The organism is Carnobacterium sp. 17-4 (assembly GCF_000195575.1).
Classification (GTDB): Bacteria; Bacillota; Bacilli; order Lactobacillales; family Carnobacteriaceae; genus Carnobacterium_B.
This window is the reverse complement of record NC_015391.1, coordinates 1165029-1178611: the sequence shown is the minus strand read 5'-3', so window position 1 is coordinate 1178611 and position 13583 is coordinate 1165029. Positions and strand designations below refer to the sequence as shown.

Here is a 13583-nt window from a genome sequence, read left to right as displayed (position 1 = left end):
TTTTTTGATAAAAAAGAATACGAGTCAATCATTCGACTCGTATTCTTTCAAATTAGTTATTTAATTTATTAGAGGCACGACTAACCTTTAACGATTGCTAGTCCATTTGAAGAACCTAAGCGAGTTGCTCCAGCTTCAATAAATTGTTTAGCATCTTCAGTTGTGCGAACACCGCCACTTGCTTTAACTCCCATATCTGGCCCTACAGTAGCACGCATTAATTTAATATCTTCAAGTGTTGCTCCACCTGTTGAAAAACCAGTAGATGTTTTCACATAATCAGCTCCTGCTTTTTTAGCAAGTTCACATGCACGTACTTTTTCTTCATCAGTTAATAGAGCTGTTTCAATAATAACTTTTGATAAAGCTTTTCCTTTTGAAACATTTACTACACTTTCAATATCACGTTGAACTAAAGCGTCATCTCCACCTTTAAGAGCGCCAATATTGATAACCATGTCTACTTCTGTTGCGCCATTTTGAATCGCATTTTCTGCTTCAAAAGCCTTAACTTCTGGTGTATTAGCTCCTAAAGGAAAACCAATAACTGTACAAACTTTTACATCTGTACCCTTAAGTAACTCAGCGGATTTTTTAACCCAAGTTGGATTTACACATACAGACATAAAGTTATACTCTGCAGCTTCTTCACAAAGTGTAATGATTTGTGCTTCTGTTGCTTCTGGTTTTAATATCGTGTGGTCAATTGTTTTATTTAATTCTATTGTCATATTATATCCCTCTTTCTTATACTGTTGATAGCATTTTCATTATACCCGACTTTTCATTTTGGAACAAAAAGAAATTTCTCATTTATGCATTAATTCAAAATGATACGAGGTTGCTGCTAAAGCATATAACGGTGCAGTTTCTGTTCTTAAAATTCTTGGACCTAATGCACAAGGTAAAAAACCATTTTGGAGGAAAGCATCGACTTCTTCTTTTGATAATCCGCCTTCTGGACCAAAAATGATCAACAACTTACCGCCAACAGGAACCTGTTTCAATCCTTTAACGAAATTTTGATCTTCTCCCGCTTTAGCACTTTCTTCATAAGCTACTAAACAGACATCAAAATTTCCTTTCATCTCAACCAACTGTTTTACTGAAGAGAGCGACTCAATTGTTGGGATTTTTGTACGATGAGATTGTTCAGCTGCTTCTTGCGCAATTTTTTGTAACCGTTCAATTTTTTTAACCGCTTTTTTGGTGTCCCATTTTGTAATTGAAAAAGAACCTGCAAAAGGAATAAAAGCACTTGCGCCTAATTCTGTTCCCTTTTGAATGATTAAATCTAACTTATCGCCTTTAGGAAGTCCACTTGCGATTGTTACTTCAATTGGTAATTCTTGTTGTCTAAGGTCATCTTCTACCCAATTTAACTGAACTTCTTTCTCTTCTATAGCATTGATTCTAGCAATGAAAGCTTTTTGACCTTTTGTGACAAGATACACACGATGATCAACTTTCATGCGCATAACTTTTACCATATGATGAAAAGCATCTCCGCTAATTGAAATGGTTTGATTTTTATAATCTGTTAAATCCTCTTTCAAAAAATAACGTTGCATCTATTTATCCTCCACCAACGGTTTTTGAGCAACAATACTACACCAATCTTTCATTTGTTGCACTTGAATTATGATGAAACCTTGTTTCTTTTGCTCAGAAATAATGAGTTCTTTTTTATCTTCAATAATTCCAGATGTTAAAAATAGACCGCCTGGTTTTAAAACGTCATAAGCTTCTGGTATAAGCGGTACAATAATTTCTGACAAGATATTAGCTACGACGATATCTGCTTTGATCGTTACACCTTTCAGCAAGTCATTAGCTTCTACAGTAACGTCTTTAGCATAGTCATTTAACTTAATATTATCCATTGCTGATTTTACTGCAACATCATCTAAATCATATGCATGAACATGCTTGGCGCCTAGAGCTTTACTGGCAATACTTAATACACCTGAACCTGTTCCTACATCTAAAATCGTTTCGTTTCCACGAATGTACGTTTCAAGAGCTTGCAAGGAAAGCATAGTAGTTGGGTGAGTTCCTGTACCGAAAGCTAAGCCTGGATCTAATCGAATCACACGCTCGTCTGCATGTTTTAATTCATACTCTTCCCAACTTGGAACAACCGTTAAAAATCGTGTTACTTGCAAAGGATGGTAATATTTTTTCCACGCTGTAGCCCAGTTTTCTTCCACAACTTCGTCTACTTTTACAATATTTGGCGCAATGGTTAAACCAAACGCTTCTAATTCATTGATACGATGTTTAATGCTTGGGAGCAATTCAGGTAAGAATAGTGTATTTGGAAAATACCCTTTTATAATTACGCCTTCTTGCGAAAAATCGGTTTCATCTAGTGCCCAAATTTCACCAAATCCATCATCTGGAGAATTTAAAAAATCGTGAATATCTTCAATAGCTACCCCTTGCGAACCTGCTTCAATAAGAATATTTGACACCGCATCTAAAGCTTCGTTTGATGTTTGTATTTGTACTTCTGTCCATTTCATCTTGTTACGTGGCCTCCAATAAAAAATATAGTTGATTCTACTCGTTCAGTACTTCGGATAGATTAGCTTTTCCTCACTGTAGCGATTAATATCTTTCAACGTTTTAATCGTTCCGTAAAAATTCGTATCGTTCCAATTTAATTCAAATGTATCAATTGCTGGGTCAGTAGCAAAGTCTAACAGATCTGATTGCCCTTCCGTTACTACTATACGCAAAGTTTTTAATACTGCATCAATATATCCTTTTTCGATGCCCATTTTAAAATCAAATGGAAAAGCTTTTAAGTAGTTGTCCATTTGAATTTTTGATTTTTTAGGATCAAAAAAGCAAATAGCGTCTTCAAATTGAATAATCTCACCTTCATTTGCAGTTCCTTCAACATCTTCAATCACAACATGATTTTCTTTATTTTCAGCAAAAATCGAAAAATATAGTTCAATAGCATGTTGACGCTTATTCCACTCTAATTTCCAATCAAACTCAAAATCACTTTCTTCCAATGCTTCTCCTAAATAATCTAATACTGTTTCTTGTGCCATTATTTTTCGCCTCCGTTAGTTGTCGGTTTCTTCCAACCGAAATCTGCATCTATCTTGCCTTTTTTTCTTGATACATATGGATTTCCTGCCACAGTATACCGAAGCAAAGCTTCTGTCCATTCTCCTTTATTCGGAATACCTATTCTGGAAGAAACATCAATTTTTTTAGGGATTTTTCTCGTTTCCACATCAATGGTCAATGGAGGTTCTGTAGCCAATGTACCGTCGTCCATTTTTGTAATGTTCATCGCTTTTGTTAATTTACCTGGTCCATCTGTTACTATAAATCCAGATTTCCCTCGTCTTTCTGTCATTAATACTAATCCTTTTTGAGGTTCAATGGCTCGAATCAAAATAGCTTCCGGGATACCTTTACCTTGAACTACAACGTTTAGCATCAAATGAGTGTGCATACTATAGATATAAATCGTCCCTGCTTCTTTGTACATAGAAGCTAGGCGAGGTGTCTTTTTCAACCCATAACTGTGAGCAGCTTCATCCACTTCACCCAAGTAGGCTTCTGTTTCTACGATCCAGCCAGATGTTACCCCTTCGTCCGTTTCGTTGATCACCAAACACCCAAGTAAGTCTTGAGCAATTTCTTGTGTTGTTTTTGTCTGATCTGTCCAAAAATTCATTTCAATCCTCTTTCTAGTTCAGTGCACATTAAATGCGATTTCCTTCACCTCTTAGTATACAATAAAATAACGCTTAGAGAAAAAGAAACTCATTTTTGTGTCTCTTTATTTGGTAAAGTAGGCACCTATTATATATAAAAAGTACAAAGAATTTTGCACACTGTTAACCTAAATTTTGTATTCAACTGGCATCAATAATTTTGATTTTTGAAAATAAACCCTATAAATTAATGAGTTTTTCTATATTTTTTACGCATATTAATAGTGACAAAATTTTTGTAAAGGGTGATTTTGCTTGATCATAAAAAAACGTACCAAGCCACTGATGCTGCAGATTTTAGAATCCTTAAATTATCGAACTGTACTCAATTCTTCAGAGAAAAAAGATTATTACAATCAACTCAAAGGCTATAATGGTGAATTACAATTCGATAACTATTTGGGAAAATTGCAGTTTGAATGCTTGGTAATAAACGACTTATTACTTAAAGAACGGGGTAAAATGGTTCAAATCGATGCGCTTATTTTAATGGGAAATACCATTCATCTCTATGAAATAAAAAACTATTCGGGAAATTATGATTACAAAGAGGATGGTCTTTACGCCCAATCTGATTTCGTCATCACTGATCCTCTGACTCAAATCCATAATAGCCAACCCCTTCTATACAATTTAGTGCGCAAGTTAGGACACAAAATGGAGATACGATCACAAGTTGTTTTCATTGATCCAAATTTTTATTTGTACCAGTTGCCTCGAGATAAGCCATTCTTGTTTGCCCATCAGTTGACTCGTTATTTTGATTACATGGAGAAAAAGCAAACCGCTATAAAACAAACTAATACGCAGCTTGCCACCCAGTTGAGTGATTTACATATTACAAACTACCGCCCATCTGATTTGCCAGAATATAATTTCAGTACTATTAAGAAGGGAACTTACTGTCCGAAATGTTTTTCATTTGAACACACGAATACGCGAAATAACCGTCTTTGTTCTTCTTGCAGTCATAGAGAAAGTATCACAGAAACCATTAAACGTTCATCAGAGGAATTTCATCACCTTTTTCCTGAATTAAAAGTCACAAAGCACCTTATTTATGAGTGGTGCGGAGGAACGTACAGTGAACAAAGGATTCAAAGAGTTTTGAGCAGTAATTACGTATCACACGGTAACTACAAATCGACTTATTATGAAGTAAACTATCCGATATTAATCAAATAAAATATGAATTGGGGTTTCATTTGATTAATAAAGTGGGTTTATTGATCAAATAAGCACTTGAGCAAGGTTCAGTTTGACTAATAAGTAGATTTGTTAATTAAATGAGTACTGCGGCAAGACCCCATTTGACTAATAAACAGATATTATTGATTAAACGAGCAACAAAGAAAGTCCAACTTGACTAATAAGCACACCTCCAAGACAATTTAAAAAGCCCTATTGAAGATTTTATCGTCTTCAATAGAGCTTTCTATTCCTTTAAATATAAATTGGCTTAAAAGGTACCAGTTAATCCATTTCAAAAGCACCAGTATAAAGTTGGTAATATTCTCCTTCTTGAGAAATCAACTCTTCATGGTTTCCTCTTTCAATGATGCGTCCTTGTTCCATCACCATGATGGCATCCGAGTTTCGGACAGTTGAAAGGCGATGAGCAATTACCAATACTGTTCTGCCTTTCATCAAAGCATCCATTCCGCTCTGTACAACCGTCTCTGTACGCGTATCGATACTAGACGTTGCTTCGTCAAGAATCAAGACAGGTGGATTCGCAACAGCTGCTCTAGCAATTGCCAACAATTGTCTTTGTCCTTGAGAAAGCGAACCGCCATCTCCTGTTAATTCTGTATCATACCCATGTGGCAATTGTCTAATGAAGAAGTCCGCATTGACTAGTTTTGCCGCTGCTTCAATTTCTTCATCCGTAGCATCTAAACGTCCGTAACGAATATTGTCTTTAATCGTTCCTGAGAATAAATGCGTGTCTTGTAGAACAATGCCTAACGATCTTCTTAGATCATCTTTCTTGATGTTTTTGACATCGATTCCATCGTAAGTGATGGTTCCTTTTTGAATATCATAAAAGCGATTTATCAGGTTGGTGATAGTTGTTTTCCCAGCACCCGTTGCTCCAACAAAAGCAAGTTTTTGTCCTGGTTTTGCAAATAAATTAATGTTATGAAGAATCGTTTTATCTGAATTATAGCCAAAGGTCACATCTTTAAAACGTACATCCCCGGTTAACTCCTTGTACACAACTTCATTGGCAGTAACAGCTTGTTTCCATGCCCAACTACCTGTCCGTTGTGTAGATTCTACAATTGTTCCATCAGCTTGTTTGGTAATATTTACTAACTCAACCGTTCCACTATCTTCTTCAGGTTTTTCATCCAATAGTTTAAAGATACGTTCTGCACCCGCAAGCGATAAGATAATCACATTAAACTGTTGTGAAATCTGCGCTACAGGCATAGTGATACTTTTCGTAAATTGAACAAAAGACGCTATACTACCAACCGTTAAAGCCGTTAAGCCGGTGATCGACAACGTAGCTCCTATGACAGCTGTTAACAAATACATAAAGTTCCCAATATTTCCCATAATCGGCATTAAAATATTCGCATACGTATTGGCTTTTGTAGCATTTTCTCTCAAAACTTCATTTAATTTACTAAAGTCAGCAACTGCTTCTTCCTCATGATTGAATACTTTCACGACTTTTTGTCCTTCAATCATTTCTTCCACATAACCATTCAACGTACCCAATGCGGCTTGTTGAATCGAGAAGTAACGTCCACTTTTCCCACCAATCGTACGAATAACAGCAACCATAATCCCAACCATAAATAAAACCACTAAGGTCATTGGGATATTAATAATAAACATTGCAATAATAATCGATAAAATCATGATCAAGGAAGAAAAAATTTGCGGAATGGATTGACTGATCATCTGTCTTAACGTATCCGTATCATTCGTATAGTGGCTCATGATATCGCCTGTTGCATTGCTGTCAAAATAACGAATTGGCAAAGATTCCATGTGCGTAAACATTTCATCACGAATGTCTTTAAGGATTCCCTGTGACACTGTAACCATTGTGCGATTAAAAATATAGGTAAATAGAGCACCGGTCAAATACAGCATCGCCATTAGCCCAATAGTACGCGCTAAGTTCGAAAAATCAGGTGTTGTTTGAGTAAGAAGTGGCGCAATGTACTCATCAATCAAAGTCTTTGTAAAACTGATCCCAATCGCATTAGTTGCCGCACTAATGACAATGCTGACAACTACCACAATGATCCGTAATTTGTATTGTTTCGTTGCATAAGACAGAATTCTTTTAAATATTTTTAATGGACTAACAGTTGGTCTCGTAATCGGATTATTCTTCAACTATTGTCCCCCCTTTTACTTGAGAATCAAATACTTCTTTATAGATCTCATTATTTTCCAACAATTCTTCGTGTGTTCCAATCCCACTGATTTCCCCTTCGTCTAACACGACAATACGGTCAGCATCTTGAATGGAAGAAATACGTTGTGACACAATAATTTTTGTTGTATTTGGAATTTCTTCAATAAATGCTTTTCGAATATAAGCATCTGTTTTTGTATCTACAGCACTTGTTGAATCGTCTAAAATCAAAATTTTTGGTTGTTTTAACAAGGCACGTGCAATTGTTAATCGCTGTTTTTGACCACCGGAGACGTTTGAACCACCTTGGTCCAGCATTGTTTCATATTTATTTGGAAATTCTTGAATAAAATCATCCGCTTGGGCTAATTTCGCAACGCGGCGAATTTCCTCTTCAGAGGCCTCTTTATTTCCCCAACGTAAGTTGTCGATGATCGTTCCTGAAAACAACGTATTTTTTTGCAGTACCATTGCAATTTGATCACGCAAGGTAACTAAATCATACTCATTTACGTTATGACCTGAAACATATACCTCACCTTTAGTCACGTCGTATAAGCGTGGGATTAATTGAATCAGTGAAGTTTTACCACTACCTGTTCCACCGATGATCCCTATTGTTTCCCCAGATTTGATTGTAAAGTTAATATTATTTAAATCTGGTTCTTCTGATAGTTCATTGTATTTGAATTGAACATTTCTAAACTCAATTTCACCATTTTCAATCGTTGTAATTGGGTTTTTAGGATTTACTAAGGTTGCTTTTTCTTTTAAGACTTCTGTTACACGCTCTACTGAAGCTTCCGAGATGACAATCATGATAAAGATCATAGAAATCATCATGATGCTGCTTAGAATCTGCATCATGTACGTAATGAAACTTGTTAATTCACCCGTACTCATTGTTCCGCCTACAACGTATTTCGCCCCAAACCAATAAACAAGAAGCAAACAAGAGTAAATAGCGATCTGCATTACTGGAGCATTCAATGCTGTGATTTTTTCTGCTTTTGTAAACAGCTTTTTAATATCCTCAGATGCTATTTTGAATTTTTCGATTTCTTTCTCTTCACGAACAAACGATTTCACAACACGTACACCATTGATATCTTCTTGTACGGTTTGATTCAATCGATCATATTTCTTAAATACTTGTATAAAATAAGGATGCACGCGATAGATTAGTCCAACTAAAATAAAACCTGCAATCGGAACAATAATTAAAATAGTTAAAGATAATTTCAAATTCGTATAAGAGGCCATTGCAAAGGCAAATGCAATCATGAATGGTGCTCGAATAATGGTTTTTAAAATCATTTGAAAAGCCATTTGAATATTGGTAATATCCGTTGTCAGTCTTGTAATCAGACTGGATGAAGAATATTTATCAATATTATCAAAGGCAAATGTTTGAATATTTTCGTAGATATCTTGACGAAGATTCGTCGAAAGTCCTACAGCGGCATCTGAAGAAAATTTTCCACCTAATACTCCAAATAACATTGACATGCAGGCCATCAGAAACATGAGTGATCCGATTTTAAAAACATAATCTAGATCACCTGCTATCAACCCTTTGTCAATAATTTTTGCCATAAGAAATGGAATGAAAATTTCTGTAGCAACTTCTAATGCCATAAAAAGCATAGTTAAATACGACGGTTTCTTGTATTGTCGCAATGATTTCATTAATGTTTTATACATTGTTAGCTTCTCTCCTTCTAATTGAGCGAATGTTCTTGCTCCATTAAATCATATATTCGGTAAATCGTTTTTATCGTTAGTCGGATATCTTCTTCCGGAATATCCTTTAGAATCTGACTATTTTTGTGATGGAATTCATAGACCACTTTTTCATACAACGCTTGTCCTTTTTTGGTCAATTTGATATTTACTACCCGTTTATCCTCAATGTTGGCTACTTTTTTTATATAACCTAGGTCTTCTAACAAGGTTATATTTTTTGTGATACTTGGCAGTGTTACGCCAAGTGTCTCAGCGATGTCACTGATACGTACCTCAGTTAACTCTTTTGATAAATTGTATAATGTTTTGATGATATAAACGTGTCTCTGTTGGACTTCAGGAGGTGGTTCAGGCAGCAACCGCATCGTGTGTTTTGCACTTAAACATGCATCAATATATTCTTCAGATAGTTGACTATCCATTGCTCAGCCCTCTTTTCTAATTAGTTTACCTAGTATAATTACTACAGGTAACTATATTAGCAAAAAAAAGAATAAATAGATAGTAAAATCTACTTATTCTTTCAAAGTAATTTTATTCAGTTCTTATTTAATTTTACCTAAGCCTGTTAAAAACTTAACGGTCTCTGGATCGTAATGAGAGAAAAACAAACTTTCTTTTTGGTTTAACCCTAGAATCGTTGCCATTTCTTCATCCGTCAATGAAAAGTTAAAGACATCAAAATTTTGGATCATGCGCTCTTTTGTTACTGTTTTAGGAATGACCACAATATTTCGCTGAATCAAATACCGTAAAGCAACTTGCGCTACAGACTTGCCATAGTTCTCACCGATTTTTTTCAATAGTTCATTGTTAAAGAAATCATTTCTACCTTCAGCAAATGGTCCCCAAGATTCAATTTGAGTATTGTACTCTTCCATAATACTCTGTGCTTCTACTTGCTGGTTAAATACATGCGTTTCAACTTGGTTCACCATAGGTTTGATATCGCTAAACTCAGCAATATCAATAAAGCGGTCTGGATAAAAATTACTGACTCCAATAGCTTTTATTTTTCCTGCTCTATAATATTCTTCCATTGCACGATAAGTTCCATAGTAATCGTTAAATGGTTGGTGGATCAAAACTAAATCCAAATAGTCTGTTTGCAATTTTTCCATAGACTCTTCAATAGAAGCTTTTGCTTTTTCATATCCTGCATTTGAGATCCAAACTTTTGTTGTGATAAAAAAGTCTGCACGAGGAATTCCACTCTTCTTCACAGCATTTCCAACAGCGGATTCATTCCTGTAGGCTTGTGCGGTATCAATCGAACGATACCCTACCTCAATGGCTTCGCTTACCACACGTTCACATTCTTCAATATCATTTACTTGATACACTCCATAGCCTAAAATTGGCATTTTTATACCATTTGCTAGTGTAACTGTTTCCATTTAACCGACCTCCATGTTTTTATTTTGTTTATTTATTTTCCTATGAGAAACCCACAATACGATGTGGAATATAAGGTTCTTCTAAAAATTGAACATCTTCTGGAGTAAGTTTAAAATCTACTGCAGCAACAGCTGTTTCTACATGTTCAAGTTTAGTTGCTCCAATAATCGGTGCAGCTACTCCCTCTTTTTGCAAGAGCCATGCAAGTGCTACATGCACTCTACTGACTTCATAACGTTCCGCTAGTTGTGCAACTCTTTCAATAATTTCAAGGTCCTGATCAGCTGTTTTGTCATATTTAAGACGTGCTATCTTATCCGTTTCTGTACGTTTTGTTTGAATGGATAAATCTCTTGTTAGGCGCCCTGAAGCTAAAGGACTGTATGGTGTCAGAGAAATTTTTTCTGATAAGCAATAAGGAATCATCTCGCGTTCTTCTTCACGGTAAATCAAATTCAAATGATCTTGCATAGATATAAATTTAGTCCATCCGTTTTTTTCTGCAATATTTTGTGCTTTTTGAAATTGCCAAGCATACATTGAAGAAGCACCAATATACCTTGCTTTGCCAGATTTCACGATATCATGCAGTGCTTCCATCGTTTCCTCTATTGGCGTATCATAATCCCAGCGATGAGTAATGTACAAATCAACATAATCGGTTTGCAATCGTTCTAAACTTTGGTCAATTTGAGAAAGAACAGCTTTTCTTGATAGACCGCCACCGTTTGGACCGTCAAACATGTGACCATGGACTTTTGTTGCTAATACAATTTCATCTCGATTGGCATACTCTTCTAATACTTTTCCTAAAATTTCTTCACTTTTTCCAATCGAATAGATATTAGCAGTATCAAAAAAATTGATACCCAGTTCCAATGCTCGTTTAATAATGGGACGACTTTCCTCTTCATTTAATACCCACTTATGAATCCATTTTTCTGGATCTCCAAAACTCATTGCTCCCAGACAAATCCTTGAAACATCCATTCCTGTATTTCCTAGCTTTGTATATTCCATCATTACACTCCTTTACTAATAATGAATCTACCTCGTAAAGCTTATTTTACTAAATCATGCCTAATCTTCCTACTTAAAAGTCTTTTCAGTAAAAATCACCTTATTAAGGATTAGGATACACCTTGGAGTGAACTTTAAGTCAAGTAAAAATATTTTTTTTTTATGTAGCTTCCTCAATCATTGCACCTTCAATTTCATAGTGAATTTTTTATGGAGTGTTCGCTTTACAAATAGAACGTGCGTTCGTATAATAGAATGAAAGGAGGGGTTCTTATGTCATTCAATTATGCTAAAGAAAAAAGCGATGATATTTTTTGTATTGACGTTAAATCTTTTTATGCTTCTGTGGAATGTGTTGAACGTGGCTTACATCCTCTAAAAGCTCTATTAGTTGTTATGAGTAACGCAGATAAGCCCGGTGGCATCGTGTTAGCTGCTTCACCAATGGCTAAAAAAGTATTAGGTATTAGAAACGTTACTAGGAAATGGGAAATCCCTTATCACCCTAATTTGGTTATCGTACCACCTAGAATGAGCTATTATATCGAAAAGAATACTGAAATCAACGATATCTTTCGTAAGTACGTTTCTGATGAAGATTTACATATTTATAGTATCGACGAATCGTTTATTTCTGTTCGAGGAAGTCTAAAGCTTTTCAAAAGAAAAAGTGCCTATGATATGGCTAGAATGATTCAATACCATATTTTTAAGAAGACCGGTCTATACGTAACGATTGGTATTGGTGATAATATGCTAATGGCTAAGCTAGCTTTAGACAATGGGGCCAAATATAATGACGACTTTATTGCTGAATGGCGGTATAAAGATGTTCCCAACACGGTTTGGAAAATAGAAAAACTAACCGACATGTGGGGTATCGGAAGTCGAACAGCAAGACGATTAGACAGTCTAGGAATTAAAACAGTCTATGATCTAGCCCATGCAAATTTTTATCAGCTGAGAGATTCAATGGGTTTGATTGGTGAACAATTATATGCAAATGCTTGGGGCATCGATCGCAGCGACATTAGAGACTCCTATCGTCCTTTAGAAAAAAGTTATGGAAACTCTCAAATTCTCAAAAAAGACTATTATAAAAAACATGAAATTAAAATTGTTATTCGTGAAATGGCTGAACAAGTTGCTACCCGAATTAGAAAGCATCATTGTCAAACAGGATGTGTCAGTCTTTCTGTTAGTTACTCTAAGTATGAGGAACAAGATGGTTTTTCGCGCCAATTAAAGATACCAAGTACTTCTAATACCAAAAAGTTAGTTGACTCCTGCTTTGAAATCTTTAATAAGTATTACGAAGATGACAAATCTGTCCGGCGTATAGGCATTACCTACTCAAAATTATCCTATACGAGTGATATTCAATTGGATCTATTTGAAGATCCGACTGAACAAATTACAAATGAAAAATTAGATTTACTAGTCGATAAAATAAGAGAGAAATATGGTTTTCAATCATTAGTACATGCTAGTAGTCTTATGGATGGCGCAACAGCTATCGACCGTAGTTCTCTTGTTGGCGGCCATGCTGGCGGAATGGAGGGTATAAAATGAATGACTTAAATGATGAATACCGTGATCGGGGTATTAAAAAATGGGCAGGATTTTATTTGTCCGAACACACCGCTGCTCAAGAAAAATTAACGAACGAGAAAAAGAAATTCAATCCACAAAAAAGACAAATGAACTCACAAGAAATCACAACTGTAATCAATGAAGCTGTACTCAAGAATAAATCTATTGCTATTCAAATAGAAGCCGTCGACCAAAATGGGCATTATAAGGACGATGTTGTCGGTCTAGTTATTGGTGGAGATGAACTAGGTATCTATGTAAAGGATACAAAAGTTGATTTCGATGAGATTCGCAATATTCAATTTATCAGTCAAAGAAAATGGACTGATCTTACTGATAACAATGAAATGGAGGGAAATATATGAATACAGCTATCATTACAGGAAAAGTTGATTCAGATGTTAAAGTGATCAATACAAAAAATGGCACACCTTTCTGTAGGTTTACTCTACTCTCGGATGGCCGCAAGTTTAATTGTTTAATGGCTGGTAAAAAAGCTTTTAGTTTTGTATATGAAGTAGAACTTGGTTCAGAAATTACGATTGAATCTGTCATTAATGATCGCAATCAACTAGTGGTACAAAAATTCAAATTATTAAGCCCACCTAATTACTTTGGCCAAGTATTTGATTACAAAGGACGTCGGATGCCGCATAAAAAGGTTATGTTTTAAGGATTATTACTATTAAATAGGTCAGCAA

General features: G+C 35.4%; 14 protein-coding genes. 4 read left to right on the top strand and 10 right to left on the bottom strand.

Annotation, left to right across the window (positions count from 1 at the left end):
* Positions 1–80 precede the first annotated feature (80 nt).
* The 5 genes from deoC to CAR_RS05700 form a co-directional block, all read right to left on the bottom strand.
* Positions 81–725: a deoxyribose-phosphate aldolase gene (gene deoC, locus CAR_RS05720; protein ID WP_202945007.1), complete on the bottom strand. Its 645-nt coding sequence runs from the start codon at positions 723–725 to the stop codon at positions 81–83.
* 84 nt (positions 726–809) lie between these two features.
* On the bottom strand, positions 810–1571 hold the full coding sequence (locus CAR_RS05715; protein WP_013710771.1) for a 16S rRNA (uracil(1498)-N(3))-methyltransferase: 762 nt from the start codon (positions 1569–1571) through the stop codon (positions 810–812).
* On the bottom strand, positions 1572–2525 hold the full coding sequence (prmA, locus tag CAR_RS05710) for a 50S ribosomal protein L11 methyltransferase (protein ID WP_013710770.1): 954 nt from the start codon (positions 2523–2525) through the stop codon (positions 1572–1574).
* Positions 2526–2570: 45 nt separating this feature from the next.
* Entirely contained in the window at positions 2571–3065 is a 495-nt protein-coding gene (locus CAR_RS05705) for a DUF3013 family protein (RefSeq protein ID WP_013710769.1), read from the bottom strand.
* On the bottom strand, positions 3065–3703 hold the full coding sequence (locus CAR_RS05700) for a DNA-3-methyladenine glycosylase (protein WP_013710768.1): 639 nt from the start codon (positions 3701–3703) through the stop codon (positions 3065–3067). Before CAR_RS05700 ends, CAR_RS05705 begins: the two co-directional genes overlap by 1 nt.
* 295 nt (positions 3704–3998) lie before the next feature.
* Here CAR_RS05700 and CAR_RS05695 point away from each other — a divergent pair, with 295 nt between their 5' ends.
* Positions 3999–4928, top strand: coding sequence for a nuclease-related domain-containing protein (locus CAR_RS05695; protein WP_041556299.1), 930 nt, complete (start codon positions 3999–4001; stop codon positions 4926–4928).
* Between the two features lie 288 nt (positions 4929–5216).
* Here the strand turns inward: CAR_RS05695 and CAR_RS05690 are convergent, their stop codons facing one another.
* The 5 genes from CAR_RS05690 to CAR_RS05670 form a co-directional block, all read right to left on the bottom strand.
* Entirely contained in the window at positions 5217–7103 is a 1887-nt protein-coding gene (locus tag CAR_RS05690; RefSeq protein ID WP_041556297.1) for an ABC transporter ATP-binding protein, read from the bottom strand.
* Complete coding sequence (locus CAR_RS05685) at positions 7093–8829, bottom strand: ABC transporter ATP-binding protein (RefSeq protein WP_041556295.1); 1737 nt, start codon at positions 8827–8829, stop codon at positions 7093–7095. The genes CAR_RS05690 and CAR_RS05685 overlap by 11 nt, the downstream gene beginning before the upstream one ends.
* Positions 8830–8846: 17 nt before the next feature.
* The gene (locus CAR_RS05680; RefSeq protein ID WP_013710764.1) at positions 8847–9293 is read right to left on the bottom strand and encodes a MarR family winged helix-turn-helix transcriptional regulator; all 447 of its coding nucleotides are present in this window, start codon (positions 9291–9293) and stop codon (positions 8847–8849) included.
* A gap of 123 nt (positions 9294–9416) precedes the next feature.
* The gene (locus CAR_RS05675; RefSeq protein WP_013710763.1) at positions 9417–10268 is read right to left on the bottom strand and encodes an aldo/keto reductase; all 852 of its coding nucleotides are present in this window, start codon (positions 10266–10268) and stop codon (positions 9417–9419) included.
* A gap of 40 nt (positions 10269–10308) precedes the next feature.
* On the bottom strand, positions 10309–11289 hold the full coding sequence (locus tag CAR_RS05670; protein ID WP_041556293.1) for an aldo/keto reductase: 981 nt from the start codon (positions 11287–11289) through the stop codon (positions 10309–10311).
* A gap of 273 nt (positions 11290–11562) precedes the next feature.
* On the opposite strand from CAR_RS05670, the gene CAR_RS05665 reads away from it, so the two are divergent.
* The 3 genes from CAR_RS05665 to CAR_RS05655 are packed head-to-tail and all read left to right on the top strand — an operon-like array spanning position 11563 to position 13555.
* Positions 11563–12861, top strand: coding sequence for a Y-family DNA polymerase (locus CAR_RS05665; RefSeq protein WP_041556291.1), 1299 nt, complete (start codon positions 11563–11565; stop codon positions 12859–12861).
* Positions 12858–13247, top strand: coding sequence for a hypothetical protein (locus CAR_RS05660; RefSeq protein WP_013710760.1), 390 nt, complete (start codon positions 12858–12860; stop codon positions 13245–13247). Before CAR_RS05665 ends, CAR_RS05660 begins: the two co-directional genes overlap by 4 nt.
* Positions 13244–13555, top strand: a complete 312-nt coding sequence (locus CAR_RS05655) for a hypothetical protein (protein WP_013710759.1) — start codon at positions 13244–13246, stop codon at positions 13553–13555. Before CAR_RS05660 ends, CAR_RS05655 begins: the two co-directional genes overlap by 4 nt.
* Positions 13556–13583: the final 28 nt, after the last annotated feature.

Coding starts and splice junctions, on each gene's coding strand:
- prmA (WP_013710770.1), bottom strand. CDS start 2,525: ATGAAATGGACAGAAGTACAAATACAAACATCAAACGAAGCTTTAGAT.
- CAR_RS05660 (WP_013710760.1), top strand. CDS start 12,858: ATGAATGACTTAAATGATGAATACCGTGATCGGGGTATTAAAAAATGG.
- CAR_RS05680 (WP_013710764.1), bottom strand. CDS start 9,293: ATGGATAGTCAACTATCTGAAGAATATATTGATGCATGTTTAAGTGCA.
- CAR_RS05715 (WP_013710771.1), bottom strand. CDS start 1,571: ATGCAACGTTATTTTTTGAAAGAGGATTTAACAGATTATAAAAATCAA.
- CAR_RS05700 (WP_013710768.1), bottom strand. CDS start 3,703: ATGAATTTTTGGACAGATCAGACAAAAACAACACAAGAAATTGCTCAA.
- CAR_RS05670 (WP_041556293.1), bottom strand. CDS start 11,289: ATGGAATATACAAAGCTAGGAAATACAGGAATGGATGTTTCAAGGATT.
- CAR_RS05665 (WP_041556291.1), top strand. CDS start 11,563: ATGTCATTCAATTATGCTAAAGAAAAAAGCGATGATATTTTTTGTATT.
- CAR_RS05655 (WP_013710759.1), top strand. CDS start 13,244: ATGAATACAGCTATCATTACAGGAAAAGTTGATTCAGATGTTAAAGTG.
- CAR_RS05705 (WP_013710769.1), bottom strand. CDS start 3,065: ATGGCACAAGAAACAGTATTAGATTATTTAGGAGAAGCATTGGAAGAA.
- CAR_RS05685 (WP_041556295.1), bottom strand. CDS start 8,829: ATGTATAAAACATTAATGAAATCATTGCGACAATACAAGAAACCGTCG.
- CAR_RS05675 (WP_013710763.1), bottom strand. CDS start 10,268: ATGGAAACAGTTACACTAGCAAATGGTATAAAAATGCCAATTTTAGGC.